Annotated in this window: 24 protein-coding genes; 13 read left to right on the forward strand and 11 right to left on the reverse strand. The window is 70.1% G+C overall.

Annotated features, from left to right (window positions below; all coding sequences use genetic code 11):
- Window positions 1-444: 444 nt before the first annotated feature.
- Window positions 445-1,941, reverse strand: coding sequence for a chromosomal replication initiator protein DnaA (dnaA, locus tag ACPCHZ_RS04525; protein ID WP_423483632.1), 1,497 nt, complete (start codon window positions 1,939-1,941; stop codon window positions 445-447).
- Between the two features lie 561 nt (window positions 1,942-2,502).
- Between dnaA and rpmH the strand changes: the two genes are divergently transcribed.
- From rpmH to ACPCHZ_RS04570, 9 genes are all read left to right on the forward strand, one after another.
- On the forward strand, window positions 2,503-2,646 hold the full coding sequence (gene rpmH, locus ACPCHZ_RS04530) for a 50S ribosomal protein L34 (RefSeq protein WP_364977944.1): 144 nt from the start codon (window positions 2,503-2,505) through the stop codon (window positions 2,644-2,646).
- 21 nt (window positions 2,647-2,667) lie between these two features.
- Window positions 2,668-3,024, forward strand: a complete 357-nt coding sequence (gene rnpA, locus ACPCHZ_RS04535) for a ribonuclease P protein component (RefSeq protein WP_423483633.1) — start codon at window positions 2,668-2,670, stop codon at window positions 3,022-3,024.
- Window positions 3,021-3,350 (forward strand): membrane protein insertion efficiency factor YidD, encoded by a 330-nt coding sequence (gene yidD / locus ACPCHZ_RS04540; protein ID WP_423483634.1) that lies wholly within the window; start codon window positions 3,021-3,023, stop codon window positions 3,348-3,350. Before rnpA ends, yidD begins: the two co-directional genes overlap by 4 nt.
- On the forward strand, window positions 3,292-4,461 hold the full coding sequence (yidC, locus tag ACPCHZ_RS04545) for a membrane protein insertase YidC (protein WP_423483635.1): 1,170 nt from the start codon (window positions 3,292-3,294) through the stop codon (window positions 4,459-4,461). The genes yidD and yidC overlap by 59 nt, the downstream gene beginning before the upstream one ends.
- A gap of 35 nt (window positions 4,462-4,496) precedes the next feature.
- The gene (locus tag ACPCHZ_RS04550; protein WP_423483636.1) at window positions 4,497-5,060 is read left to right on the forward strand and encodes a protein jag; all 564 of its coding nucleotides are present in this window, start codon (window positions 4,497-4,499) and stop codon (window positions 5,058-5,060) included.
- Between the two features lie 48 nt (window positions 5,061-5,108).
- Complete coding sequence (rsmG, locus tag ACPCHZ_RS04555) at window positions 5,109-5,810, forward strand: 16S rRNA (guanine(527)-N(7))-methyltransferase RsmG (RefSeq protein WP_423483637.1); 702 nt, start codon at window positions 5,109-5,111, stop codon at window positions 5,808-5,810.
- Entirely contained in the window at window positions 5,807-6,853 is a 1,047-nt protein-coding gene (locus ACPCHZ_RS04560; protein WP_423483638.1) for a ParA family protein, read from the forward strand. Before rsmG ends, ACPCHZ_RS04560 begins: the two co-directional genes overlap by 4 nt.
- Window positions 6,854-6,892: 39 nt before the next feature.
- Window positions 6,893-7,876 carry a ParB/RepB/Spo0J family partition protein gene (locus tag ACPCHZ_RS04565; RefSeq protein ID WP_423483639.1) on the forward strand — a complete coding sequence of 328 codons (984 nt, stop codon included), beginning with the start codon at window positions 6,893-6,895 and terminating at the stop codon, window positions 7,874-7,876.
- Window positions 7,877-8,082: 206 nt separating this feature from the next.
- The gene (locus ACPCHZ_RS04570; protein ID WP_423483640.1) at window positions 8,083-8,868 is read left to right on the forward strand and encodes an acetyltransferase; all 786 of its coding nucleotides are present in this window, start codon (window positions 8,083-8,085) and stop codon (window positions 8,866-8,868) included.
- Here the strand turns inward: ACPCHZ_RS04570 and ACPCHZ_RS04575 are convergent.
- From ACPCHZ_RS04575 to ACPCHZ_RS04615, 9 genes are all read right to left on the reverse strand, one after another.
- On the reverse strand, window positions 8,853-9,251 hold the full coding sequence (locus ACPCHZ_RS04575; RefSeq protein ID WP_423483641.1) for a VOC family protein: 399 nt from the start codon (window positions 9,249-9,251) through the stop codon (window positions 8,853-8,855). The two genes, ACPCHZ_RS04570 and ACPCHZ_RS04575, sit on opposite strands and share 16 nt — an antisense overlap.
- 22 nt (window positions 9,252-9,273) lie before the next feature.
- The gene (locus tag ACPCHZ_RS04580; protein WP_364977975.1) at window positions 9,274-10,467 is read right to left on the reverse strand and encodes an N-acetylmuramoyl-L-alanine amidase; all 1,194 of its coding nucleotides are present in this window, start codon (window positions 10,465-10,467) and stop codon (window positions 9,274-9,276) included.
- 144 nt (window positions 10,468-10,611) lie between these two features.
- A complete protein-coding gene (gene trxA, locus ACPCHZ_RS04585) occupies window positions 10,612-10,944 on the reverse strand; it encodes a thioredoxin (RefSeq protein WP_264014449.1) in 333 nt (110 codons plus the stop codon).
- A gap of 40 nt (window positions 10,945-10,984) precedes the next feature.
- A complete protein-coding gene (trxB, locus tag ACPCHZ_RS04590; RefSeq protein ID WP_423483642.1) occupies window positions 10,985-11,956 on the reverse strand; it encodes a thioredoxin-disulfide reductase in 972 nt (323 codons plus the stop codon).
- 109 nt (window positions 11,957-12,065) lie between these two features.
- A complete protein-coding gene (locus ACPCHZ_RS04595) occupies window positions 12,066-12,359 on the reverse strand; it encodes a hypothetical protein (protein WP_423483643.1) in 294 nt (97 codons plus the stop codon).
- Window positions 12,304-13,038 carry an RNA polymerase sigma factor SigM gene (sigM, locus tag ACPCHZ_RS04600; protein ID WP_423483644.1) on the reverse strand — a complete coding sequence of 245 codons (735 nt, stop codon included), beginning with the start codon at window positions 13,036-13,038 and terminating at the stop codon, window positions 12,304-12,306. Before sigM ends, ACPCHZ_RS04595 begins: the two co-directional genes overlap by 56 nt.
- A gap of 97 nt (window positions 13,039-13,135) precedes the next feature.
- Window positions 13,136-16,864, reverse strand: a complete 3,729-nt coding sequence (gene murJ / locus ACPCHZ_RS04605) for a murein biosynthesis integral membrane protein MurJ (protein ID WP_423483645.1) — start codon at window positions 16,862-16,864, stop codon at window positions 13,136-13,138.
- Window positions 16,861-19,302, reverse strand: coding sequence for a DUF6049 family protein (locus ACPCHZ_RS04610; protein WP_423483646.1), 2,442 nt, complete (start codon window positions 19,300-19,302; stop codon window positions 16,861-16,863). Before ACPCHZ_RS04610 ends, murJ begins: the two co-directional genes overlap by 4 nt.
- Window positions 19,284-20,075 carry an NUDIX hydrolase gene (locus tag ACPCHZ_RS04615; RefSeq protein WP_423483647.1) on the reverse strand — a complete coding sequence of 264 codons (792 nt, stop codon included), beginning with the start codon at window positions 20,073-20,075 and terminating at the stop codon, window positions 19,284-19,286. Before ACPCHZ_RS04615 ends, ACPCHZ_RS04610 begins: the two co-directional genes overlap by 19 nt.
- A gap of 86 nt (window positions 20,076-20,161) precedes the next feature.
- Between ACPCHZ_RS04615 and ACPCHZ_RS04620 the strand changes: the two genes are divergently transcribed.
- From ACPCHZ_RS04620 to ACPCHZ_RS04635, 4 genes are all read left to right on the forward strand, one after another.
- The gene (locus ACPCHZ_RS04620) at window positions 20,162-21,613 is read left to right on the forward strand and encodes a CCA tRNA nucleotidyltransferase (protein ID WP_423483648.1); all 1,452 of its coding nucleotides are present in this window, start codon (window positions 20,162-20,164) and stop codon (window positions 21,611-21,613) included.
- Window positions 21,614-21,648: 35 nt separating this feature from the next.
- Entirely contained in the window at window positions 21,649-22,146 is a 498-nt protein-coding gene (locus ACPCHZ_RS04625) for a pullulanase (protein WP_423483806.1), read from the forward strand.
- Between the two features lie 78 nt (window positions 22,147-22,224).
- Window positions 22,225-22,833: a TetR/AcrR family transcriptional regulator gene (locus ACPCHZ_RS04630; RefSeq protein WP_423483649.1), complete on the forward strand. Its 609-nt coding sequence runs from the start codon at window positions 22,225-22,227 to the stop codon at window positions 22,831-22,833.
- 93 nt (window positions 22,834-22,926) lie between these two features.
- On the forward strand, window positions 22,927-24,816 hold the full coding sequence (locus ACPCHZ_RS04635) for an alpha/beta fold hydrolase (protein ID WP_423483650.1): 1,890 nt from the start codon (window positions 22,927-22,929) through the stop codon (window positions 24,814-24,816).
- Here the strand turns inward: ACPCHZ_RS04635 and ACPCHZ_RS04640 are convergent.
- Window positions 24,813-25,589, reverse strand: coding sequence for a TIGR03084 family metal-binding protein (locus tag ACPCHZ_RS04640; protein WP_423483651.1), 777 nt, complete (start codon window positions 25,587-25,589; stop codon window positions 24,813-24,815). The genes ACPCHZ_RS04635 and ACPCHZ_RS04640 overlap by 4 nt on opposite strands.
- Window positions 25,590-25,591 lie beyond the last annotated feature (2 nt).

Here is a 25,591-nt window from a genome sequence, read left to right on the forward strand (position 1 = left end):
CCAAGCGTCTGCGGCGGTCCGGCCGGGGCGGTGACGGAGTTTCCCCAGGCGCTGTGTTCAGAGAAGAAACCTATGGAGAGAAATGAGTAACAGTAATAGGGGCTGTGGACGCTGGGGATGAAGCCGTGTCGCCGCTGGCAGTCATGCGTGTCGAATTGTGAGTCGGCTGTGGACGGGCCGGCTGCGGGTGGTCGCCAACTGTGGAGCACCCGGTCGGTGTGTGACAACTTCGGCGGTTCGGGCGGTCGGCCACCATGTTGTTCACACCGTTGTGCACAGGCCATGCCGGTGACGAGTGGTGCCGATGTGACGGAAGTTTTTTCGCCGGCGGCGGTGTGATTCGGGCGCCCGAGCTCCCCATGGACGCATGCGGATCGCCACCGGAGCGTGCCGGCGGCACGAAGAAGTCACGCCAGAAGAGGCGGGAAGAGCGGAAACCGGAACTCAGCGCTTGGAGCGCTGACGGATCCTGGTGGTGAGTTCCTTCACGTGGTCGAACACCTCACGGCGCTCGGCCATCTCGCCGCGGATCTTCTTCTCGGCGTACATGACCGTGGTGTGGTCGCGGCCGAAGGCCTGACCGATCTTGGGCAGGGAGAGCTCGGTGAGCTCCCGGCACAGATACATGGCGATCTGCCGCGACTGCGCGAGTGCCCTGGTCTTGCCGGGCCCGCGCAGTTCCTCGATCGTCGTCTCGAAGTACTCGGCGGTGGCGGCCATGATCGCCGCGGTGCTGATCTGCATCGTGCTGGCGTCGGAGATGAGATCACGCAACACGATCTCGGCGAGGGACTTGTCGATCTGGGTCTTGTTCAGCGAGGCGAACGCCGTGACGCGGATCAGCGCGCCCTCGAGTTCGCGGATGTTGCGCTCGACACCGGCGGCGATCAGTTCCAGCACGTCGTCGGGCACGTCGAGGCGGTCCATCTGCGCCTTCTTGCGCAGGATCGCGATTCGGGTCTCCAGCTCGGGCGGCTGGACGTCGGTGATGAGTCCCCACTCGAAGCGGGTCCGCAGCCGGTCCTCCAGCGTCGCCAGCTGCTTGGGCGGCCGGTCGGAGGAGATGACGATCTGCTTGTTCGCGTTGTGCAGCGTGTTGAAGGTGTGGAAGAACTCCTCCTGGATGCCTTCCTTGCCCTCGATGAACTGGATGTCGTCGACCAGCAGCACGTCGATGTCGCGGTAACTGCGCTTGAACGACGCCTTGCGGTCGTCGCGCAGCGAGTTGATGAAGTCGTTGGTGAACTCCTCGGTCGACACGTACTTCACGCGCATGCCGGGGAATAACCGCTGGGCGTAGTTGCCGGCGGCGTGCAGCAGGTGTGTCTTGCCGAGACCGGACTCGCCCCAGATGAACAGCGGGTTGTAGGCCCGGGCCGGCGCCTCGGCGATCGCCAGCGACGCGGCGTGGGCGAACCGGTTGGACGCACCGATGACGAAGGTGTCGAAGGTGTAGCGGCGGTTGAGGCTGACGGCATTGGCGTCGGCGGCCGAGGAGTCGGCCGCCGGAGCGCGGAAGTACGTCGGCCAATTCTCTTCGGCGCTGGCGAGCGCCTCGCGGTCGTCGTCGACCTCGTCGGGTTCGGAGATCGCAGCCAGTGGTGGTGGTGGCGGAGCGTCGTCGTCGTCGTCGGTCGACGGGGTCGCGATGCGGACCCCGAGTTCCACCCGCTGACCGAGGTGGCGGCTGAGCGCGGAGATGATCGGCTCACGCAGGTGGCGTTCGATCTCGTTCTGCACGAACGGCGTGGGAACCGACAGCAGGGCAAAGCCCTCGGTGATCACCAGCGGTTTGACCAGTTTCAGCCAGGCCCTTTGCTGCGGGGTCAGGACGGGCAACGGCCCGGAGCCGTTGTGGTCGCGGGTGTCACTGTCGCCGTTGAGATCGGCCAGCACGTTGTTCCACACGGCGACGAAGGGCGGGTCGGGGTCAGCGGTCAATTGACGCCTACCCCCTCATGGTCGGTCCAGAGACGACCGAAGGAACGAAGACCGTCTGTCCACATAGTTATCCACAGGCTGTGGATAGAGACAGTACGTCGTCGCTCTCTGTTGCCTACCGGCGGGAACGCCGCAGGCCGGGGCTCGTCACAGTGGTGGTGCATGCTGTGGGCTCTCGGTGCGGTGGGCGTCCTCGCTTCGTTGTCGCCGCCGCCCCGGTCTGGGAACGGCATTGGCAGAAGCTAACAGTTTTCTCTCGACGTGCCAACCGTTCTGCAACATTGTTTGGACGTCGCTGGACAGCTGGTTGAAGTCGGTGAAGGTTGTGACTGTTGTGAACATTTCGCCGCCCGCTCGCGGCCGTCCGAGCAGGTTTGACCCAGCTAAATCTCGTCAGTACCCTCGAACAGTCGCCCGCACGTGGCGACACGGCTGCGACCCGGGGTTTCGGAGACCGCGCCGGTTAGCAAGACGCATGAGCTTACCAACGGCGACCGCGTCCACCGACACAGTTCGCTGTGCGTGGCGCGTGGCCGCCACTCGTAACGAGGAGATACTGCCGTGGCCAAGGGCAAGCGGACCTTTCAGCCCAACAACCGCCGGCGCGCGCGCGTCCACGGCTTCCGGTTGCGGATGCGTACCCGCGCGGGCCGTGCGATCGTCTCGGGTCGTCGTCACAAGGGCCGTCGTTCGCTCACTGCGTGATCCGACGCAGGGTCTAGCGCGGTGCTTCCGGCCCGGTACCGGATGACGCGGTCGACGGAGTTCAGTACCACGGTCAGTCAAGGGGTGCGCTCGGCGCACCCCGATCTGGTGTTGCACGGCGCCTTCGACGCCGCCGATGACACCGGCCCGCGGATCGGCCTGGTCGTGTCCAAGTCCGTCGGCAATGCCGTGATGCGCCACCGGGTGTCCCGGCGGTTGCGGCACGCGTCGCGGACCCTTCTCGATGATCTCGACAGCCGCGAGCGGTTGGTGATCCGGGCGCTGCCGAACGCCGGCCGTGCGATCTCGCCCGATCTGGAACGCCAACTGCGGGACGGCCTGGCTCGCGTGCGGCGCCGCCGGGGGACGGCCCGATGAGTGGTCTGCGGGGCGTGGGTGCGCTGGCGGCGCGTGCGGTCATCGGCGCCATTCAGCTCTACCGGCACACGGTCTCACCGCTGCGGTTGCCGACCTGCCGGTTCATGCCGACCTGCAGCCAGTACGCCGTCGACGCGCTGACCGAGTACGGCCTCGTGCGCGGCGGCTGGTTGGCCGTCGTGCGGCTCGCCAAGTGTGGCCCCTGGCATAGGGGAGGATGGGATCCGATACCGGAGCGCGCGGGCGGCGCCTGCGCGCACTCCGCGGATGCGAGCGGTACCGAAGCGGCCGCCGACGACCAAGTCTGGAGCAAGGCGCGTGTTTAACTGGTTCAGCCTCGACATCATCTACTACCCGGTGTCGGCGATCATGTGGGTCTGGTACAAGGCCTTCTCCGCCATCCCATTCCTGGGTCCGGACAACTTCTTCACGTGGACGCTCACGGTGATGTTCCTCGTGTTCACCCTGCGCGCGATCCTCTACAAGCCGTTCGTGCGCCAGATCCGCACCACCCGGCAGATGCAGGAGCTGCAGCCACAGATCAAGGCGCTGCAGAAGAAGTACGGCAAGGACCGCCAGCGCATGGCGCTCGAGATGCAGAAGCTGCAGCGCGAGCACGGGTTCAACCCGATCCTGGGCTGCCTGCCGATGCTCGCGCAGGTGCCGGTGTTCCTCGGCCTCTACCACGTGTTGATGTCCTTCAACCGGACGCAGACCGGCATCGGCCGGCTCGGGCTGTCGGTGGAGGAGAACCGCAGCCTCGGCAACTACGTGTTCAGCGCGACCGACGTCGGGCACTTCCTGGACGCGAACCTGTTCGGCGCTCCACTCGGCGCGACGATGATCCAGCAGCACGGCCTGCTGGCGTTCACCGAATTCAACCGCGTGTCGGTGATCCTGGTGGGCGTGCCGGTGATGATCCTGGCCGGCGTCGCGACGCACTTCAACAGCCGGGCGTCGGTGGCGCGGCAGAGCATCGAGGCGGCGGCCAACCCGCAGACGGCGATGATGAACAAGCTCGCCCTCTACGTCTTCCCGCTCGGCGTGGTGGTCGGTGGACCGTTCCTGCCGCTCGCGGTGATCATGTACTGGCTCGCCAACAACATCTGGACCTACGGCCAGCAGCACTATGTCTTCGGCAAGATCGAGAAGGAAGAAGAAGCCAAGAAGACCGAGGCGCTGGAGCGCCGCGCGGCCAATGCGCCTGCGCCGGGCGCCAAGCCGAATCGCGCGCGCAAGGCGGCTGCGGCTGCCGCGGGTAAGGACGTCGCGGGTAAGGACGTCGCCGGCGAACCCGAGGCGTCCGGCAGCGAGCCGACGAGCACCGCGTCGATCGACGGTGAGAACAACGGCAGCCCCACCAAGGCGGCCGGCGGAGAACAGGTCGCCAACCGCACGCCGCGGCCGGGCGCCCGTCCGAAGAAGCGAAAGCGTTGACCAGTCCGCGGACTGGGGGAGAGGGAGAGACACAGATGACGGACGCTGATACGACCGAGCGCACCGAGGAAGTCGACAACGGACTCGAGCAGGGTGAGGCCGAGGAGAGCGCAGGCCGCCCGGCCGGGGAGGACCTCGAGGAGCGACTGGTCGCCGAGGGCGAGATCGCGGGCGACTACCTCGAGGAGCTGCTCGACCTGCTGGACTTCGACGGCGACATCGACCTGGACGTCGAGGGTGACCGTGCGGTGGTGAGCATTGACGGCGGCACCGACCTGAACAAGCTCGTCGGCCGCAAGGGCGAGGCGCTCGACGCGCTGCAGGAACTCACCCGGCTGGCCGTGCACCAGAAGACGGGCGAGCGGAGCCGGCTGATGCTGGACATCGCCGGATGGCGCCGCAATCGCCGCGACGAGCTGGCGGCCCTGGGCGACAAGGTGGCCCGCCGGGTGCTCGAGACCGGGGAGCGCGAGGAGCTGGCGCCGATGACCCCGTTCGAGCGCAAGATCGTGCACGACGCGGTGGCCGCGGTTCAGGGTGTGCACAGCGAGAGCGAGGGCGTGGAGCCGTCCCGCCGTGTTGTCGTCCTCGCTGACTGATCACTCGAGTTACACCGGTGTAGTTCCCGCGAGCGATTCGGCGGAGGGATGTTTCACGTGAAACATACCGACGTCGGGCGCCCACCGGACGCAGCCGCAGAGCTGTTCGGTGACCGGCTGTCCATCGCCCAGCGCTACACCGAGATCCTTGCCGGAGCCGGTGTCGAGCGAGGCCTCATCGGCCCGCGCGAGATCGAGCGGTTGTGGGACCGGCACGTGCTCAACAGCGCGGCGATCGCCGAACTGTTCGCACCGCAGGAGCGGCTGGCAGATATCGGCAGCGGCGCCGGCCTACCGGGGATACCGTTGGCACTGGCCCGTCCGGATCTCGAGGTGACCCTCGTCGAGCCGCTACTTCGGCGCAGTGAATTCCTCACCGAGGTGATCGCCGAGTTGGGGCTCGCGGTGGACGTCGTGCGCGGGCGAGCCGAGGACAAGGGAGTGCGCGAAGAAGTGGGGGAGACCGACGTTGTCACGTCGCGCGCCGTCGCCTCCCTGGACAAGCTCGCCCGATGGAGCGTTCCGCTTCTTCGGGACGGCGGCCGCATGATCGCCCTGAAGGGCGAGCGCGCCGAGTCGGAGATCGAAGAACACCGGCGTGTGCTGGCGTCGGTTGGCGCCGTCGATGTGAGGGTGTTGAAATGTGGCGCGGACTATCTAGATCCACCCGCGACCGTGGTCGTGGCGCGGCGCGAGATGAAGAAGCCGAGATCGGGTCGGTCGGAACGAACGAGCAGGAGAACTCGATGAGGCCGGGGCCAGACAGCGAACGGACCGCACCACCCGGTGCGAGCGCTCCGCTCCCACCGACCGGAGCCGCCGGGCCGCGGGCAGGGGGCCCAGCGCAGCCACCGCGCGATGTTTCACGTGAAACATGGCAACGCGGGGGGAGCGGCGGCGCCTGGACCGACGACGCCGGCATCGACACCCCGATCGGGGCCGAGGCAGAGCGGGCGGTGCGCCTGCTGCACACCGCGAAGGGTCAGCTGCGGCGGCCGGCCCGTCAGCGGGTGTTCACCATCGCCAACCAGAAGGGCGGCGTCGGCAAGACCACCACGGCGGTGAACGTCGCGGCGGCGCTCTCCCTGCAGGGCCTCAAGACGCTGGTGATCGATCTCGACCCGCAGGGCAACGCCAGCACCGCACTCGGCATCGAGCACCGTCCCGGCACGCCGTCGTCGTACGAGGTACTCATCGGGGAGATCCCGGTCGCGGAGGCGCTGCAGCGCAGCCCGCACAACGAACGGCTCTTCTGCATCCCCGCCACCATCGACCTCGCGGGCGCGGAGATCGAACTCGTCAGCATGGTCGCCCGCGAAGGCAGGCTGCGGACGGCACTCGCCGAGCTCAAGCAATTCGACTTCGACTACGTGTTCATCGACTGCCCGCCCTCTCTGGGACTGCTCACCATCAACGCGCTCGTCGCCGCGCCGGAGGTGCTCATCCCGATCCAGTGCGAGTACTACGCGCTGGAGGGTGTGGGCCAGCTGCTCCGCAACATCGAGATGGTCAAGTCGCACCTCAATCCCGAACTCGACGTGACCACCGTGATCCTCACGATGTACGACGGCCGCACCAAGCTCGCCGATCAGGTCGCCGCGGACGTCCGGGCGCACTTCGGCGGCAAGGTGTTGCGGACGGTGATCCCGCGCAGCGTCAAGGTGTCCGAGGCGCCCGGTTACGGGATGACGATCCTCGACTACGACCCGGGCTCACGTGGTGCCCTGAGCTATCTCGACGCGAGCCGTGAACTCGCCGAACGGGGTGCGCCTGGCGAGGCCCCGCCGCGATGAGCACCAACGCCGCATGACATCCGTGACGAGAGGACGACGATGACTCAACCCACCCGTAAGCGCAGCGGCCTCGGACGTGGTCTCGCATCCCTCATCCCGACCGGTCCCGCCGATGAGGGCGGCCCCGGCGCCATGGGGCCACGGATGGGCGATGCCGCCGCCGACGTCGTGATCGGCGGACCGTCCGTAGCCGAGCACAACGAGGTCGGTGCGACCTACCGGGAGATCGATCCGGCGGCCATCGAGCCCAATCCGCGCCAGCCGCGGCAGGTGTTCGACGAGGAGGCGCTCGCCGAGCTCGTGCACTCGATCCGAGAGTTCGGTCTGATGCAGCCGATCGTCGTGCGCGCCGTCAGCGCCGGCACGGAGACACCGCGCTACCAGTTGGTGATGGGGGAGCGGCGGTGGCGCGCTGCCCAGCAGGCCGGACTGGCCGCCATCCCGGCGATCGTCCGCGAGACCGCCGACGACAGCATGCTGCGCGATGCGCTGCTGGAGAACATTCACCGGGCGCAGTTGAACCCCCTGGAAGAGGCGGCCGCCTATCAGCAGTTGCTCGAAGAGTTCGACGTCACCCACGATGAACTCGCGACGCGGATCGGTCGCTCCCGCCCCCTGATCACCAACATGATCCGGCTGCTGCGCCTGCCGATCGCCGTCCAGCGCCGCGTCGCCGCCGGAGTGCTGTCCGCCGGCCATGCCCGCGCCCTGCTGTCGCTCGAGGGTGGCCCGGATCGGCAGGAGGCGCTGGCCGCACGCATCGTGGCCGAGGGCCTGTCGGTGCGCGCCACCGAGGAAGCGGTCACGCTGGCCAACCGGGGGGACGGCGCGGCGCCGTCGGCTCCGCGCCGCAAGCCGATCCAGATGCCCGGCCTGCAGGACGTTGCTGAGAAGCTGTCGTCGGCCTTCGACACCCGCGTCACCGTGAGCCTCGGCAAACGCAAGGGCAAGATCGTGGTCGAGTTCGGGTCGGTCGAGGACCTGCAGCGGATTGTGGACTTGATGAACTCGTCGCAACGATGACCGTCCACACACGGTAATTACGTCACTGTGACACTGATGCCACGCCACACTCATGGGTCGCGCAATCTCACTGCGCAACAACCTGTTTCGTCAGCGGACGCGATTTCGTCGCGGGAAGCGGCAGAAACCGGGCCCGGCTCGGCGGGCTCTCCTATCCTGGAGGCGCACACGCGCATGCCAGCCCACCGACGAATCCGGGGAATCTAGTGCCGGCCCGAATCACGCCTCTTCGGCTCGAGGCCTTCGAACAGCTGCCGAAGCATGCGCGCCGCTGCGTGTTCTGGGAGGTGGATCCCTCCACCCTCGGCACCGACGACCACCTCAGTGATCCCGAGTTCGAGAAAGAAGCCTGGCTGTCGATGGTCATGCTGGAGTGGGGATCGTGCGGCCAGGTCGCGGTCCACGCGCCGCCCGGGTTCGAGGATGCGGCTCCCACCGAGGACACCGGCTCCTGCCTCGGGTACGCGTTCTATGCCCCGCCCCGCGCCGTGCCGCGGGCCGGGCTCTTCCCGACCGGTCCGGTCAGCGCCGACGCGATCCTGCTGACGACGGTCGGCGTCGAGGCCGGCGACGGCTGCGACGGATTGTCGCGCAGCCTGCTGACATCGGTGGTCAGCGATCTGGTCCGACGCGGTGTCCGCGCGCTCGAAGCATTCGGCAGAACCGCCGAGGCCGCCGAACTCACCGACCCGCGGCTGGTGCCAGGAGATCTGGTTCCGGTCGTCGAGACACTCGGCGACTGCACGGTCGACCAGTGCATCATCGCCGCCGACTTCCTCGAAGACGTCGGGTTCACCGTCGTCTCCCCGCACCGCTACTTCCCCCGGCTGCGTCTCGAGCTGGAGCAGGGACTGGGCTGGAAGGCCGGCGTCGAGGCGGCGCTGGAGCGGCTACTGGAGCACGCGCAGCTGCAGCAACCCGTTGGCGCAGGCGCGGGCCGGGTCGGGTTGACGACATCGGCCGAATCGGTTGGGGATCAATCCCGGTCGTAGTGGCACACCGCTTCCAGCATCACTCCGAACGGGTCGAGCCAGAAGGTCGCGAAGTACGGCGGCTGGTACTGCGGGAACGACTGGGGCTCGTGCACCACGTCGGCACCGATCCGCTGGACGAGCCGATGGACGGCATGCACGGCCGAGCGCGTCTTCACCATGAACGCGAGATGCTGCAGGCCGGCGCGGTGGCGTGAGTAGGGGCCTGCCTCGGCGGCAGGATAGAAGAACAGGTAGGTACCGGGCTTGCCGCCCGCCGGCCGGAAGGCGAACTGGTCGTCGGCGGCCAGGAACAACTCGAAGCCGACCAGCGGCATCAACGCGTCGTAGTACTTCCTCGCGGCGACGAGGTCGGGGACGTTGATCCCGATGTGCCCCAGCATGTCTGGGCCCAGCACCGTCCCGTCAGGACGGCAGCCGGCCCGCCTGCTCCACCGACAGTTCGTGCGCCAGCAGCTCGGCGAATGTGAAAGTCCCTGTGGGACGGTCGTTCTTGCCCAGCAGGTAGAGCCGCTTCACCGCCGCGAGGATCCCCTCGGCGACCGAGTCGCGGGTCTGCGTCGACACCAGCAGCGAGCGGTCCCGCGGGTTGGTGATGTACCCGACGTCGACCTGCACGGTGGGCATCCGGGTGAGGCGCAGCAGATCCCAGGTCCGGCCATGGGTGCGGCAGTCGCGTAACCCGGCGCGGGCCACCACTTCCCGCTGGATGAAGTCGGCGAGGTTGCGCCCGATCGTGGACACCGACCCGTGTGAGTTGCCGAAGTGGAACGACGCGACGCCGTTGGCCGAGGGACTCGACTGGGTGGCGCACCGCAGGCTGATCATCAGGTCGGCGCCGACGGTGTTGGCGGTCTCGGCCCGCTCGGCGTCGGACGGCGAGCGGTTGTTGGCCCGCGACAGGAACGTCTCCATCCCGATCGCGGTCATCCGGCCCTCGAGCCGGCTCGCCAGGTCCCACAGGATGTCGGCCTCGCTGATCGGGCCTTCGGGACCGTTCATGATGAGCCCGTGATCGGAGCCGCCGCGGCCCGGATCGATGATCACCCGCTTGCCCGACAGGCGGGGGCCCGAGCGCCGCACCAGCTCCTCCTCGCGGATCGCGTGCGGCGACCCACCGGTGACCCGCGAGCCGAGGAAGTACAACGACCGCAACGTCTCCGGGCCGCAGATGCCGTCCGGGTACAGGCCGTACTCCCGCTGGTAGGACATCAACCCGTTGTGGGTCTGCAGGCCGAAGTGCCCGTCGACCAGGCCGGTGTAGAAACCGAGGTCCTGCAGCCGGGCCTGCAGGGTGGCGACGTCGTCGCCGTACATCGGGGCGCCGAACTGGTGGGCCAGCGTGCGCGCGCCCAGCCGGTAGGAGGCCTCTTTGAGCGCCCGGTAGGTGGCCTCGCCGACGATGCCGTCGACGAGCAGCCCGCGGTGCTGCTGGAAGGCCCGAACGGCATGGTCGAGCTCGCCGTCGAACACGTCGAGCGCGACGTGCTTTCCGGTGCTCAAGTCGTCATCCGGGCTGTCGATCAGGCCCAGAGCGGACAGTGCCGCGCGGACCTCGGTGACCGCACCCCCGCGGTCACCGCGACGAAGAATCGACATATGGCCCTCCAGGCTGGCCTTTCGATCCGGCTGACAGAAAAATGACAGCGCCGACTATTTCAGGAACCGCTAGTCAGCATTGTCGCAGACCTTCGCCGGAATACGGAAAACTGCAGGCGGGTCGCGGTTGCCGCGTGGCGGATGTCAGACCAGGTCGGCCAGTTCGCGCAGCAGCGCGGCCTTGCCCTTCGCCCCGACGATCCGCTTCACCGCTTCCCCGTCCTTGAACAGGATCATGGTCGGGATCGACACCACCTGGAAGTCGCGGGCGGTGTTCGGGTTGGCGTCGACGTCGAGCTTGGCCACGGTCAGTGCACCGGCCTTCTCGCCGGCGATCTCCTCGAGCACCGGGGCGACCATCTTGCACGGCCCGCACCAGGTGGCCCAGAAGTCCACCAGTACCGGTGTGCTGCTGGACAATACGTCGTCGGCGAACGAGTCGTCGGTGACGGCGACCGTCGCGGAGGTCTCGGGCATCGTAGTTCTCCTTCTTCAGTTCAGGCTGTTGGTCGAGGCGTCAGATCGGCGCGGAGATCTCTTGATCGACCGGGGCGACGCCGATCTCGGCCAGCCAGCGCTCCGCATCGATGGACGCGGCGCAGCCGCTGCCCGCCGCGGTGATCGCCTGCCGGTAGACCCGGTCGACCAGGTCGCCCGCGGCGAACACGCCTTCGATCGACGTGCTGGTGGTGCGCCCCTCGACCTGCACGTAGCCGTCGGAGTCGAGTTCCACCTGACCGCGCACCAGGTCCGAGCGCGGGGTGTGCCCGATGGCGACGAACACGCCGGTGACGGGGAGCTTGGACTCCTCGCCGGTGATGGCGTCGCGCAGCCGGATACCGGTCACCTTCGGGTCACCCTCGATCTGGGTCACCTGGGTGTTGGTCAGGAACGTGATCTTCTCGTTGGCGCGGGCCCGGTCGAGCATGATGCGCGAGGAACGGAACTCCTCGCGCCGGTGGATCACGGTGACGCTGCGCGCGAAGCGGGTGAGGAAGGTGGCCTCCTCCATCGCGGAGTCGCCGCCGCCGATCACCGCGATGTCCTGGTCACGGAAGAAGAACCCGTCACAGGTCGCGCAGGTGCTGACACCCATGCCGAGCAGCGTGTCCTCGCCGGGCACGCCGAGATGGCGGGCCGCGGCGCCCATCGCCAGGATCACCGCGCGCGCCCGGTGGGTCTCGTCGCCGACGGTCACCGTCTTGACCGGACCCTCCAGCGACACCGCGTCGACGTCTTCCATCCGCAGGTCGGCGCCGAAACGCAGGGCCTGCTCGCGCATCTCGTCCATCAGTTCCGGGCCGGTGATGCCGTTGCGGAAGCCGGGAAAGTTCTCCACCTCGGTGGTGGTCATCAGCGCGCCGCCGAACTGGGTGCCCTCGAAGACCAGGGGTTCGAGCTGGGCGCGGGCGGCGTAGACCGCCGCGGTGTAACCCGCCGGGCCAGAACCGATGATGATCAGGTCGTGGACCTTCGATGAGGTGGTCATGTGCGCCTTTCTGCCGTATCGCGCCGGCACGGGTACAAACACCAGCCTAGGTCCGGGTGTTCCCCGATCGGTTGTGGGTCAGACTACGGCCGGCGCAAGTGTGGGGCGGTCAACACCCGGGGCGGGGGCGGGTCGCCGCCGCCCGCAGTGCTGCGGTGACACCCGCCGTCACCGCGGCGGGGACTCCGGACGCCGATGCGTCGTCACCGCCGAGATGCGCGAGGTCCCGCCGGACCCGGTCCAGGCCCGCCAGTGTCGCGGCCGCCGCCGGATCGGTGCGCAGCCGACGCCACAGCCGCGAGGCCGTCTCGTCGTCGAGGGCACCGGCCTGCAGGTCGGCCAGGAGTTCAGGCGTGATCGGGACGTCGGCCGGCGCGTCGTCCGTGCGCCCCTCGTCCGGCATCGCCGCCCCTGTCGTTCCGTCGCCGCACCACTGGTCTGTCCGCCACCCAGTCTCCATCATGGGTGCCGGCGATGCGGCGACCCGCCCGCGGTTCGCGGCGCGACTCGGCGGCCCCGTCGAAGTAGTGCAGCGCTTCGGCGAGCTTGGCGCGCGCCCGGCTGCACCGGCTCTTCACCGTGCCCTCGGGCACGCCCAGCATGCGCGCCGTCTCGGCCACCGAGTAGCCCTGCATGTCGACGGCGACGATCGCAGCCCGCTGCTCCACCGGCAGCGCCAGCAACGCTCGTTCCACCACGATCGCCGTGTCGACGCGCGCGGTCGAGTCACTCGCGGGTACGGCGTCGTCGAGCAGCGCGGTGGTGGGGTGATTCTTGTTGCGCCGCAACCGGTCCAGACACGCGTTGACGACGATGCGGTAGAGCCAGCTGCTCACCGCGGAGTCGAACCGGAATGCGTGGGCACTGCGGTGCGCCTTGAGCATGGCGTCCTGCAGCGCGTCCGCGGCGTCCTCGGGGTTGCGGCTGGTGACCAGCGCCAGCCGGTAGAGCTGCCGCTCGTGGCGCAGGAACAACACCTCGAACGCGTACCGGTCACCCGCGACGTGCGCGGCGAGCAGCTCCGCGTCCGACTGGCAGTCCGTCACCGCCGGTGGTTCAGAGGTTCCCCCGAAACTCTCCACAGCCGAACACTAAACGGCCCACGAGGGCGGTCGTGACACCAGTTTGCGCCGGTGGCTCTCACCGCGTGTTCGGCTGCGCGGGAGCTGGGGACAGCGCCTAGGAGGCGGCCTCGATGGTGACCTCGGCGATGTCGCTGCGGCTCTCGCCGTCCACCTTGCCCAGCTTCGACACCCACACCAGGACGTTCGACGTCGGTGCGGCGTCGCTGACCTCGATGGTGTTCGAGCCGGGGCGCACGGGGGTCGCCGGGGTGAGTTCGGTGGTGTCGTCCAGCGACGACGGGGTGGGCGACGATGCGGACCGGATCTCCACCTCGGTGCCGGTGCTGTTCAGGTCGATCTTCACCGCGGCCAGCGTGGTGGGCTGGGGCAGCTCGAGCATCAACCCGACGCCGTTCTTGAAGTTCGGGAAGGGCTCGGGGTCGGAGTAGGTGTCGATCGGCCACACGGTCGAGGCGTTGCCGTCGATCGCCAGGCCGGCCTCGCTGGGCGCGTCGGCTTCGCCTTCGGGTGAGAACACCGTCACCCGAACGGGTTTGACGGCAGTGCCGGTGCTGCCGCCGGACTCACCGGCCTCGGTCGACGACGGTGCGTTGAGCCCGAGCTCGTCGCCGTCGAGTCCGCCGCCGACGTCACCGAAGATGCTGCTGAGCACCGTGGCGAGCACGATCAGCGCGACGACGAGGATCGCGCCGCCGATCGCCAGTCCCACCATCAGTCCCTTGCGCCGACGGGCGACGAACTCGGGGTCGTCGTCCGGCGCCGGGCGTGCCCGCTCCGGCCCGTTCGGCTGGTCGACGGGGTTGATCTGCTCGGTGCGGTCGGCGATCGCGGTCGCCTGCTGCAGCAGGTTCAGCAGTGTCGGCGCGCTGCGGATACCGCCGTCGGGCTGTACCGCGTGGGCGGCCGCGGCCGAGATCTGGAACGGGATGTCGCGATCCACCGACCGGGGTTCCACCGGATTCCCCGCGGCGTCCAGGTCGGCCCGCCGAAGACCGCTCGGCACCCCCGACTCGTCGAGCGGCCAGCGGTTGACCAGCAGCGCGTACAGCGAGGCGCCGATCCCGCGGATGTCGTCCTCCGGCGTCGCGTCGGGCATGGTCGCCGGGAACGCCAGCGCCACGTCGCCCTCGATGCTGACCCGGACGCGGCTGGGATGGTCGATCGACAGCGACACCCCGGAACGGTGCGCGGCCTCGGCCGCTGCGGCCAGGCTCTGCATGGCGCGGGCTCCGCCGATCGGTGACGGCGACGTGTCGGCGACCTCGGCCAGCGAGCCGCCGCGGATCCACTCCGACACGATCAGCCCGCCCGAACCGGTGTTCGCGACGTCCAGCACGCGTGCCACCCCCGGCATGTCGATGCGGCTGAGCTTGAGGGTGCGGCCGAGGATCTCCTGCAGCTGGTCGTCGGGCAGCGTCGCCTCGGGGTCGACGAACGTCAGTGCGACCTGGCGGTCCAGGGCGGTGTCCACGGCCTGCCAGAACTGCAGGTTCGGCGGACCGCCGTGGAAGACGAGCAGGCGGTACCGGCCGTTGGCGATGGTGGCGCCGGGGATGAGGTGCACGTCCTCGTCGGAGGTGGCGGCCTCGATGGCGGGTTCGCGGGGCGCGTCGAAGGGCAGTGACTCGCGCGTCGGATCGCCGCCGTAGTCGGCAGGCGGGCGGCCCGAGGCGGGCATCGGCGTGGTGCCGTTGGGCACCTCCGCCGTGACGTCCCGGTCGGCGGAAGCATCGTCGGAGTAGCCCACGTCGGGCTGGAAGTCGTCGGCGGTGGCGCGGGGCAGCTTGGTGGTGGCCGTGCGGTCCGGCGCAGGTACGGCGTCACCCGCGGGTTCGTCGGTCACCGCTGGTCCTTTCCGCATCCCTGCCCCCGCCGGGGGTCTCGGCCGGCCGGCGACCGGTCCTGGCAGTCGTCGTTCCGGGTGGAGATTCCTCTGCTCAGGGTACGGGAACCGGCTCCCCGGGCGTGGCGAGACGGCCCGCTCGGCGGGAGCCGCAGCCACCTCGGAGCGGCGTCCGAACCGCCGCCGCACCGCCCCCAACGCCGCGGCCGCCTCGGGCACCCGCGCGGCCAGCAGCACCCCGGCGATGATCGGCCCCATCAGCAGTCCGATGACCGTTAGCCGCACCAGCGAGCCACCGGCGCCGAAACGTTCGGTCAGCGACTCGAGCCCGAGCAGCTGGTCGGCGACATGGGCGAGCAGCCCGGCGAGCAGCGACGCGGCGACGGTCACCAGGATCGTGCGGAGCACCTGGGTGTCGAAGAGCCGTCCGCCGGGCGGACGCAGGTGCGAGCGCAGCAGGAAGTAGCCGACCGTCGCGCCGGCGAGGAAGCCCAGCCCGTTGGCCAGACCCAGGTAACCGGCCACCAGCTGGGGGTCGTCGGTCAGGTGCGGCGCGGCCAGCGACCCGGCGATCTTGACCGTCGTGATGACCACGATGACGGCGATCGGCGTCCATGGGCGTTCGCGGGCATAGAACACCCGCAGCTGGAGCAGCACCAGCGCGTACGGGATCAGCGTGAACGCCGACAGCGTGATCGCCATCCCGAGGTAGCCGGCGGCCTCGGGGGTGAAGTTGCCGTACGCGAACAGCGCGCTGCCGATCGCCGGACCGCCGACGGTCATCACCGCCACGATCGGGATCAGGGTGACCATGGTCAGCCGGGTGGCCAGCGACAGGTCGGCCCGCACGGCGGACAGGTTGTCGGCGGCGGCGTTGCGGCTCAGCCGCGGCATGACCACGGTCAGCACCGTCACGCCGATCACGCCGAACGGCAGCATCAGGACGATCCAGGTGTAGTTGTAGATCGCCGGCCCCGATGCCGCCGCGGTGCTGGCGATCTGGTTGCCGACGATCAGACCGAGCTGACTGATCAGCACGTAGCAGACCATCGCGGCGGCCATCGCGCCGAATCTCTTCAGCCGGTCGTCCAGGCCCCACAGCGGTCGAAGGCTGATGCGCTCCTTGCGGATCGCGACCAGCAGCACCACGGTCTGGGCGACCACACCGAGTGTGGTGCCGATGCCGAGCACCAACAGCTTGGCGTTGCCCATCTCCACCGGGTCGAGCGACAGCTCGCCGGGCACCAGCATGTAGACGCCGAGCGTGAGGATCGCGATGACGTTGTTGATCACCGGCGCCCAGGCCGGCGGGCCGAACACGTTGCGGGTGTTGAGGATCGCGGTGAACACCGACGACAGCCCGTAGAACAGCACCTGGGGCAGCAGCAGGAAGGCGAAGGCGACTGTCAGCGGGCTGTTGACCTGCGGGTCGTCGCCCAGCATCAGGCGCACCAGCAGTGGGGCGGTGGCGACCGACAGCACGGTGGTGACCACCAGCAGGGCGGTGGCCAGGGTGAACAGCCTGCGCACGAACGCGGTGCCGCCGTCGGCGTCGTCGCGCTCGGCCCGGGCCAGCACCGGGATGAAGATCGCGGTGAACGTGGCCTCCAGCACCAGCGCCGCGATCAGGTTCGGCAGCTGGTTGGCCACCGAGAAGGAGCTCAGCAGCGCGTCGCCGAGCAGATAGGCCAGCAGCGCCATGCGCAGGAAGCCGGTGATGCGGCTGACCAGGGTGGCCAGCGCCATGCCCCAGGACCGCGACACCACGGCGGCGTCGGAGAGCTCCGGGCGGCCCGCCTTCCGGCGCGGCGCGGGACCGCGGGGGATGCGCTGCCGGGGCGGCGGAGGCGGCAGCCGCCGTGGCGGGGGAGGAGGTCCCGGCGGTGCGTGGCGGCGCGGCGGGGGCGCGGTCGGCGCGCGCTCGAACCGCTGGACCGGCGGCGGCGTCGGGTCGGGCCCCCACCGCCCGGTGGTGCTCATGCCCGGTCGCCCGGCGACCCGGGGCCCACCCGGGTCGGGTCGGCTTCCGCGCCGGGCGCGTGCCGGATGGCGGTGTCCAGCGGGTCGGACCGCTCGTCGTGGTCGACGTCGAGGTCGGCGCGGTCGGGCTGGCCGCGGAACCGGTGCCACAGCCGCCGGCCGACCAGCAGCGCCAGCACCGCCCCGCCGGTCAGCGTGATGAAGAACAGGACCTTGCCGTAGGCGTTGGAGTGCACCGACAGCCGCACCGGTTCGCCGAGCGCCAGCCCGTCGGCGGTGCGCAGCGAGACGTCGACCGCGACCCGCTGGGTGAAGTGCACCTCGATCGGCACCCGCAGCGGCAGGTAGCCCGGGGGCAGTTCGATCACCCCCATGTCGGTCACCGACATGCCCGGCGGGGCGTCGACCTGCAGGCGCACCCGCACCGGCACGGGGAGGTCGTTGCGCAGGGCGAGCGGGAGCGGGCTGCGCTCGGTAGCCAGCGTGTAGGCGCCGCCCGGGTTGACCACGGTGACCGCGCCGAACAGGTCGTCGACCGTGTTCGCAATCCGCGAAAGACGTTGCTGGGCAAGCCCATTGCGGGCACCGGGGGGTACGGCCAGGCTGAGCGCGCGCAGCATGTCCTCGCGCAGCGGTGCGATGTACTGGGTGCCCGTCAGGCCGGTGCGCACATCGGTGGTCAGCGCCGTCGAGAGTCCGTTGAGCCGGCCGACGGCCGCGGCGATGCCGGACGTGACCGCCTGGTCGATGCGGCCCTGTGGGTTGCCGAGTTCGGAGGGCGGGGCGGGTGCCAGCGGCTGCGGCGGCAGGGCGTCCCCGTCGGCGATCACCTCGGCCAGCGGTCGCGGCACCGCCAGTCCGGCGCGGATCGCGGTGGCCGCAGCGGTCAGGATCGCCTGTGCGTCGTCGGCCCGCACATTCCACGTCAGCGGCGGCATCAGCAGCTGGGTGCGCGGCGCGGCGTCCGGGCGCAGACCGCGCCACAGCAGGGAGCCGAGCGCATCCTGGCGGCGGGCCACCTCCGAGTCGTGCTGAACCGGGACCTCCAGCGACGGATCCAGGTAGCTGGGCGCGACCGGCTCGGTGCCGACACCCGCCAGCGCCGCCCCGACGGTCGGGTCGAACGGCACCGCGACCAGGTCGGGCGCGAACCGCATCGGGGCCAGGTCGGCGGTGCTCAGCGCGCCGGTCGCGGAGTCCTGCGCGGTCAGGTCCGCCGCGGCGATGGCGACCCGGCGGCCCTGCGCGGACAGCAGCTGTGCGGCCGGACCGGTCAGCGGGCCGTCGCCGACGATCGTCACGCCGCGCATCGACGGGACCCCCAGCAGCTGGTCGACGATGTCGGCGGCGCCATTGGTGGCGATTGCGCGCAGCGCCGGGTCGCCGACCCGCTGCACGGCGTCGAGGTCGGCCTGGGCGTAGGTGGTCGGTGCGACGCACATCCGCTGCGCCAGTGCCTTGAGGCGGTTGAGCCAGCTGATCGCGGCGTCCTGGCCGGCGCCGGGCCGGGTCGGCGTGCCCGGTCCCGCGTCGATGCCGTCGTTGACGACGTAGCCGGTGGTCATCGCGTTGACCGTGACGAGCAGGTCGGGGTCGACGGCCAGGCACAGGGCTCCGCTGAGCTGCCCGCCGGCGTCGACGGTCGGGCCGACGGCGAAGTCCACCGCCGAGAGCAGGGTGTCCAGCCGGCCGCCCGGCGCCAGCGACGTGGCCAGCTCGTCGTCGACCAACCGGACCGGCGCCGCGCCGCCGGGGACACCCGGAGCCAGCCGCGGCCGGTCGGCCAGCGGCCAGAACATGGTCAGCCGGACCGGCCGGGAGGTGTCGGGCGGCACCACGGAGGTCAGGGTCTCGGCGACCGACGCGGCTGCGCCGTCGGGCGGCACGCCGAGCACGGGCAGCAGGAACCGGGCGTCGTCGAGCCGGGCGGGCGCGCCGTAGTCGGGGGTGCCGTTGACGTTGACCAGCACCGGGAACACCCCGGGGGCGCCGATGGCCAGCGACGGCTGGTCGGAGGAGCGCAGCGGATAGCTCAGGGTGAACGGCACCTGCCTGCCGCGCTGCAGCTCGGGGGCCAGCGTGACGAACTCGGCGACGGGGGCGAACTGGTCGAGGTTGCCGGTCAGGTTGGTGCGCAGCCCCGCCGACGAGTCCACCGCCGCGGCGTGCTCGAGGCGCACCATCACGTCGCGCACCGGGCGGTCACCGACGTTGAGCACCACACCGGAGACGGTGACCACGGGGTCGCTGGTGGTGGTCACGACGTCGGGAGTGACCCGGTCGATGCGCAGCTGCAGGAACGGCGTGGCACCCGGTTCGCCCGCGGCGGCCTTGGGCAGCGCGGCCGGGACGGCGAAGAGTACGAGCAGCGCCACGGCGGCGAAGATCCGCGGCAGCACGGCCGGGCAGCGCCGGGCGGTCACGGCCCCTGTCCGCATCCGTTCGTCCGCCGGCCTGATGTGGGTGGGCTCGACTCGTCGCGACGACGGTTGCGGGTGTGGGAGTGGGTCTGGGGGCGCCGCCGCGGTGAACTGTGCGGCAGCGGCGGCAGCGAGCTCGGCCCGTCGGCGTGCAGCTTGTCGATCAGCTCACCGGCCACCTCGGCGAGGCGTCGCTCGTCGGCGTAGGCGAGCCGCGACGGCAGTTCCTTCAGCGGCACCCACGCCACCTCGGTCACCTCGACGTCCTCGTCGGACAGCTCACCGCCGAGGAACCGCATGAGGTAGTGGTGCACGGTCTTGTGGACGCGGCGACCCTCGGTGACGAACCAGTAGTCGATGCTGCCGAGTGCGGCGAGCACGCTGCCCTGGATGCCGGTCTCCTCGGCGACCTCGCGGATCGCGGTCTGCTCGGCGGTCTCGCCGAGTTCGATGTGGCCCTTCGGCAATGACCACAGCATCCGGCCGCGGCGGTCGATGCGCCCGATCAGCGCGGCGACCTGACCGTCCTTGGGGCCGTCCAGACCGTCGATGACGAGGCCGCCCGCCGATGTCTCGTGCACGGTGCGCAACCGCTCCGGCGCGCGGCGCGGCCGGTTCTTCTGCTGCTTGGCATGTTCGGCGGGGGTGCGCGGCGGGGTGGGTGCCGCGGAATGGTTCTGCGGGGCGACGGGCTGAGCGGCCTGCTGGCCGGCCTCGGGCGGGCCTGCCGCGCGTCGGCCGCGGCGACGCCCGCGGCGCCGTCGTGGTTTGGCCTGTTCGCCTTCCGACACCCAAGCGATAGTAGCTGCCACCTGGTATACGTCCGGGCCGCACTCACCGGTCGGTGCAGGACCGTTACCGTCTAGGCTCATCGAACGTGTCCGACTCCGCTGCTGACCTCGAACTGCTGGCCGGTGCGGTCGCCGCGCTGCGCCTGCACGATTCGCTGCTGCGTGAGCTCGGCGCGGTGTTCGCCGGCGCCGGCCACGACCTGTATCTGGTCGGCGGCAGTGTGCGTGACGCGCTGCTCGGCCGGCTGGGCACCGACCTCGACTTCACCACCGATGCGCGTCCTGCGCAGATGCAGAAGCTGCTGCGGGGGTGGGCGGACGCGCTGTGGGACACCGGCATCGAGTTCGGCACCCTCGGTGTCGGCAAGGACGGTCACCGGCTGGAGATCACCACCTACCGGGCCGACAGCTACGACCAGGTGTCACGCAATCCCGAGGTGCGGTTCGGCGACACCCTCGAGGGCGACCTGGTGCGCCGGGACTTCACGGTCAATGCGATGGCGGTGCGCATCACGGCCGACGGCATCGGCGAGCTGCACGACCCGTTGAACGGTCTGGCCGCCCTGCGGTCACGGGTGCTGGACACGCCGTCGTCGCCGGAGGTGTCCTTCGGTGACGACCCGCTGCGGATGCTGCGCGCCGCGCGCTTCGTGTCGCAGCTGGGGTTCGACGTCGCGCCGCGGGTGCTCACCGCGCTCACCGAGATGGCCTCGCAGCTGGGGCGCATCACCGCCGAGCGGGTGGCCGCCGAGCTGGACAAGCTGTTGTTGGGCGCCGACCCGGTGGCGGGCATCGACCTGATGGTGCGGACGGGGCTCGGTGACGTGGTGCTGCCCGAGGTGGGTGCGATGCGGATGGCGATCGACGAGCACCACCAGCACAAGGACGTGTACTGGCACTCGCTGACGGTGCTCAAGCAGGCGATCGACCTGGAGGAGTCGCCGGATCTGGTGTTGCGCTGGGCGGCGCTGCTGCACGACATCGGCAAGCCGTCCACCCGCCGCCACGAACCCGACGGCGGCGTGAGTTTCCACCACCACGAGGTGGTCGGCGCGAAGATGAGCCGCAAGCGGATGCGCGCGCTGAAGTACTCCAAGCAGATGGTCGACGACGTCTCGCAGCTGGTGTACCTGCACCTGCGGTTCCACGGTTACGCCGACGGGACCGGGACCGGCCGCTGGACCGACTCGGCGGTCCGCCGCTACGTGGCCGATGCCGGACCGCTGCTGTCCCAGTTGCACAAGCTCGTGCGGGCCGACTGCACCACCCGCAACAAGCGGCGGGCGGCGCGGCTGCAGGCGAACTACGACGACCTGGAGCGACGGATCGCCGAACTGGCCGCCAAGGAGGACCTGCAGCGGGTCCGCCCGGACCTGGACGGCAACGAGATCATGCGGCTGCTGGACATCCCGGCGGGTCCCGAGGTCGGCGAGGCGTGGCGGTATCTCAAGGAACGGCGGCTGGACCGCGGGCCGCTCGACCACGACGAGGCCGTCGACGAACTGCTCGCCTGGTGGAAGACCCGCCAGAACACGTAGCGGAACCGCCCGCCACGGCGCGGCGTCTGACCAACATGGAGTACTGCCTGGGCGAGGGTGACGGGTCGGCGACCATCTGGACCGCGGAGCCCGACGTCGACCTCGACGGTGACGGCCGGCTGGACGCGGTCGGCCTTGACTTCGACGGCGACGGCCGCCTCGACGACGCGATGGCCGACCTCGACGGTGACGGCCTCGCCGATCAGGTCGCCCTCGACCTCGATGACGACGACCGCGCGGAAGCCCACTTCACCGACGACGGCTCGGGCACCTGGCTGCTCAGCGTCGACCGGGCGGGCCAGGTGCGTTGGTTCGGACTGGACGGCGCCGAGCAGGTCGGCGGTCCGCTGGTCGACGTCGACGCCGACGGTCAGGCTGACGATCGCCTGGCCGACACCGACGGGAACGGCCTGGCCGACCGGGTGTTCTCCGAAGGCGTTGCCCTGGTGGACACCGACGGCGACGGCCGCTGGGACCTCGAGCTCGCCGACACCGACGGAGACGGGAAGGCCGACGCCGCCACGCAGCTCTGAGCCGCCGCCTTGACGAGGCTGTCACTTAGTGACACAGTCGAGTTGTCACTAAGTGACACCGAGACGGGAGGCGACTGCGTGGACTCCGACGCCAAGCGGCTGACCGTCTCGCGGCACGCGGCGGCGTTGTTCTGGGAGAAGGGAGTGTCGGGCACCAGCGGCGACGACATCGCTGCGGCCGCCGGGCTGTCCACCCGCACGATCTGGCGCTACTTCCGTACGAAGGAGAGCTGCGTGGAGCCGCTGCTGGCCCGCTCGGCCGACCGGTTTCTCGAGATCCTGCACCGGTGGCCGCTCGAACTGTCCCTCGGCGAGCACCTCGCCGAGGACACCGCCCGTCATCCACTCGACGAACAGGGCGTCGAGGACGAGTGGAGCGGTATGCGCATCAGCACCATGACCCACGCCGAACCGGCACTGCGCACGGCCTACCTGATGGTCCACGACCGCCTCGAACAGGGCCTGATCCCGGTGGCCGCCGAGCGGCTGTGCCTCCCGCAGGACGATCTGACGGTGCGGCTCTGCGCCGCCGCCGTCACCGGTGCGTTCCGCGTCATCGACGAGGACGTCAGCAGGGCGATCATCCTGGACAACCGCAAGGTCAGCCAGACCGAGGCACTGGGACTGATGGACCGCGCCATCAACGAGGCCACCAACGGCCGGCTCGGCGGCCCCGTGGCGACCTGAGACACCAACCACCACAACCGAATTCAACACCCTGCCCGGTCACACTGCCGGGCCGGTCGATGGCGCGCGCCGCCGTCTGGAGAAAGGACCGACATGCCACTGCCACCACCGATCACCGTCGAGGAGCTCTTCAGCCCGCCGGTGCGCGCCCGCGCGACGATCTCGCCGGACGGCACCAGGATCGCCTACCTCGCACCCTGGCGGAACCGGCTCAACGTGTGGGTGCAGCGCATCGACGCCACCGACAACGGGCGCTGTGTGACCGCGGATGCGGACCGCAGCGTCATGGGCTCCGACTGGACCGGCGATTCCCGTTGGCTGCTCTACCTGCAGGACACCAAGGGCGACGAGAATTGGCACGTTTTCCGGGCCGATCCGGAGGAAACCGACACGCCCGCAGTCGATCTCACCCCCTTCCCGGGAGTGCGGGCGTTCTATCAGCTGCTCCCCGGGCGGCCCGGCACCGCGATCGTCCAGATGAACAGGCGCACCGTCGAACTGATCGACGTCTACGAACTCGACATCGCCACCGGCGAGCTGACGGTGCTCGCCGAGAATCCCGGGAACGTCGCGGCGTGGGTGGTCGGCGGTGCGGGCACGGTGCTGGCCATGGCGACGCTGGCAGGCGGTGACATCGAGATCCAGCAGTGGGAGGGCGCGGCAGCGGGATTGCGGCGCGTCGCGGTGTTCGACGGGGCCGACCACCCGCTCGGGCTCTTCCCGTTCGACATCACTCCGGACGGCACCGGGGTCTGGTTCGGGTCCAACCGCGGCACCGACCACACCCGGCTGGCCCGTCTCGACCTCGCCACCGGCGAGGAGACCGAGATCGACAGTGATCCGGCACTCGACCTCGACACCACCGGCCTGGTCATCCCCTTGTTGCCGTCACCGCTGATCCAGGATCGCCGGACCGGCGAGCTGATCGGAGTCCGCTACCAGGGAGAGCGGCGGGTGACCCGGGCGCTGGACGCCCGCTTCGCCGCAGTGCTCGAGAACCTGAGGAAGCTCTCGGACGGCGACCTGGCCCTGACGTCGTCGGACGACAGCGGGCAGCACTGGGTCGTCACCTACTTCCACGACCGCGACCCCGGCGTCACCTACTACTACGACCACGGGACCGGCGAGAGCCGGCTGCTGTTCCGGCCGTTGCCCCACCTCGACCCGGCCACGCTGGCGCCGATGACACCGGTGACGATCACGGCGCGGGACGGCTTGGCGCTGCCGTCGTATCTGACCCTGCCGGTCGGGATCGAACCGGAGGGCTTGCCAATGGTGCTGGTCGTGCACGGTGGTCCGTGGGCCAGGGACAGCTGGGGCTTCGACCAGACGGTGCAGCTGCTGGCCAACCGCGGATATGCGGTGCTACAGGTCAACTTCCGCGGCTCGACGGGCTTCGGCAAGGCGCACATGCAGGCCGCGGTCGGCGAGTTCGCAGGCAGCATGCACGACGACCTCGTCGACGCCGTCGAGTGGGCCGTCAAGGAGGGCTACGCCGACCCGGACCGGGTGGCGATCTTCGGCGGGTCCTACGGCGGGTACGCCGCGCTGGTCGGTGTCACGTTCACCCCCGACGTGTTCGCCGCCGCGATCGACTACGTCGGCATCTCCAACCTGGCCAATTTCATGCGAACCCTGCCCGCCGGGGCGCGGCCGCACCTGGCCGCGAACTGGCACCGGTATGTCGGCGATCCCGACGATCCCGAGCAGGAGGCCGACATGCTGGCCCGCTCGCCGATCAGCCGGGTGGACCGCATCCGCACCCCGCTGCTGGTGGTGCAGGGGGCCAACGACGTCCGCGTGGTGAAGGCCGAGTCCGACAACATCGTGGGGGCGCTGCGGGCGCGGGGCGTCGAGGTGGAGTACATGGTCAAGGACGACGAAGGCCACGGCTTCCTGAACCCGGAGAACCAGATCGACCTGCACCACGCGGTCGAACGCTTTCTGACCCGGCACCTGGGCGGGCGGACGGCGACGGGCTAGTCGCGACCCGCGCCCGGCGGGCCGGCGAACGCCTGCGCGATGGTCAACCACGTCTCGGCGTCGGCGCCGTCGGCCTGCACGTCGAGCTCGGTGCGCGGGCGGCGCTGGGTCACCAGGTAGCAGAAGTCCTCGGCCGAGCCGGTGACACGCTGTTCGGCGTCGGGCGGACCCCAGGTCCAGGACGACCCGTCGGGTGCGCGTAGTTCCACGTGAAACGGTGCTGCAGGAACGGGCAGCCCGTGCACGGCGAACGCGAAGTCGCGGGTCCGCACGCCGATGTGGGCGATCGACCGCAGCCGCGCCGTCGCAGGCCGCGTCACACCGAGCGCGTCGGCGACGTCGAGGCCGTGCGCCCAGGTCTCCATCAGCCGCGCGGTCGCCATCGACGCGGCGCTCATCGGCGGGCCGAACCACGGCAGCTTGCGGCCGTCGGCGACGCCGAGGAGTTCGTGGTGCAGCCGGGCCCGGGTGTGCCGCCAGTCGGCGAGCAGCTCGGCGGGCGGGGTCGCAGCGACCTCCGCGGCGCCCTCGTCGACGAAGCCGGTCGGGTTGGTCGCGGCGGCGCCCAGCACCTCGGTGAACGCGGCCTCGTCGGTGACCGACAGCAGCGCGACCCGATCGGTCCACAGCAGGTGGGCGATCTGATGGGCGATGGTCCAGCCCGGCGCAGGCGTCATCCGGGCCCACTGCCCGGGGGGCAGGTCGGCGATCAGCGCGTCGAGGTCGTCGCTCTCCGCGCGGAGATCGGCCACCACCGCCGCTGCTGCCGCCATGC

Origin of the sequence: Mycobacterium sp. NPDC050041, from assembly GCF_049541695.1 — a bacterium.
Taxonomy (GTDB): domain Bacteria; phylum Actinomycetota; class Actinomycetes; order Mycobacteriales; family Mycobacteriaceae; genus Mycobacterium.

What these genes read in the sequence shown, in the direction of transcription:
- ACPCHZ_RS04560 (WP_423483638.1), top strand. Translation starts at nt 5,807, where the DNA reads ATGAGGCCGGGGCCAGACAGCGAACGGACCGCACCACCCGGTGCGAGC.
- yidD (WP_423483634.1), top strand. Translation starts at nt 3,021, where the DNA reads ATGAGTGGTCTGCGGGGCGTGGGTGCGCTGGCGGCGCGTGCGGTCATC.
- ACPCHZ_RS04635 (WP_423483650.1), top strand. Translation starts at nt 22,927, where the DNA reads ATGCCACTGCCACCACCGATCACCGTCGAGGAGCTCTTCAGCCCGCCG.
- trxB (WP_423483642.1), bottom strand. Translation starts at nt 11,956, where the DNA reads ATGACCACCTCATCGAAGGTCCACGACCTGATCATCATCGGTTCTGGC.
- ACPCHZ_RS04640 (WP_423483651.1), bottom strand. Translation starts at nt 25,589, where the DNA reads ATGGCGGCAGCAGCGGCGGTGGTGGCCGATCTCCGCGCGGAGAGCGAC.
- ACPCHZ_RS04625 (WP_423483806.1), top strand. Translation starts at nt 21,649, where the DNA reads ATGGAGTACTGCCTGGGCGAGGGTGACGGGTCGGCGACCATCTGGACC.
- ACPCHZ_RS04610 (WP_423483646.1), bottom strand. Translation starts at nt 19,302, where the DNA reads ATGCGGACAGGGGCCGTGACCGCCCGGCGCTGCCCGGCCGTGCTGCCG.
- ACPCHZ_RS04565 (WP_423483639.1), top strand. Translation starts at nt 6,893, where the DNA reads ATGACTCAACCCACCCGTAAGCGCAGCGGCCTCGGACGTGGTCTCGCA.
- ACPCHZ_RS04595 (WP_423483643.1), bottom strand. Translation starts at nt 12,359, where the DNA reads ATGCCGGACGAGGGGCGCACGGACGACGCGCCGGCCGACGTCCCGATC.
- yidC (WP_423483635.1), top strand. Translation starts at nt 3,292, where the DNA reads ATGCGAGCGGTACCGAAGCGGCCGCCGACGACCAAGTCTGGAGCAAGG.
- rsmG (WP_423483637.1), top strand. Translation starts at nt 5,109, where the DNA reads ATGTTTCACGTGAAACATACCGACGTCGGGCGCCCACCGGACGCAGCC.
- ACPCHZ_RS04580 (WP_364977975.1), bottom strand. Translation starts at nt 10,467, where the DNA reads ATGTCGATTCTTCGTCGCGGTGACCGCGGGGGTGCGGTCACCGAGGTC.
- ACPCHZ_RS04550 (WP_423483636.1), top strand. Translation starts at nt 4,497, where the DNA reads ATGACGGACGCTGATACGACCGAGCGCACCGAGGAAGTCGACAACGGA.
- ACPCHZ_RS04575 (WP_423483641.1), bottom strand. Translation starts at nt 9,251, where the DNA reads ATGCTGGGGCACATCGGGATCAACGTCCCCGACCTCGTCGCCGCGAGG.
- murJ (WP_423483645.1), bottom strand. Translation starts at nt 16,864, where the DNA reads ATGAGCACCACCGGGCGGTGGGGGCCCGACCCGACGCCGCCGCCGGTC.
- trxA (WP_264014449.1), bottom strand. Translation starts at nt 10,944, where the DNA reads ATGCCCGAGACCTCCGCGACGGTCGCCGTCACCGACGACTCGTTCGCC.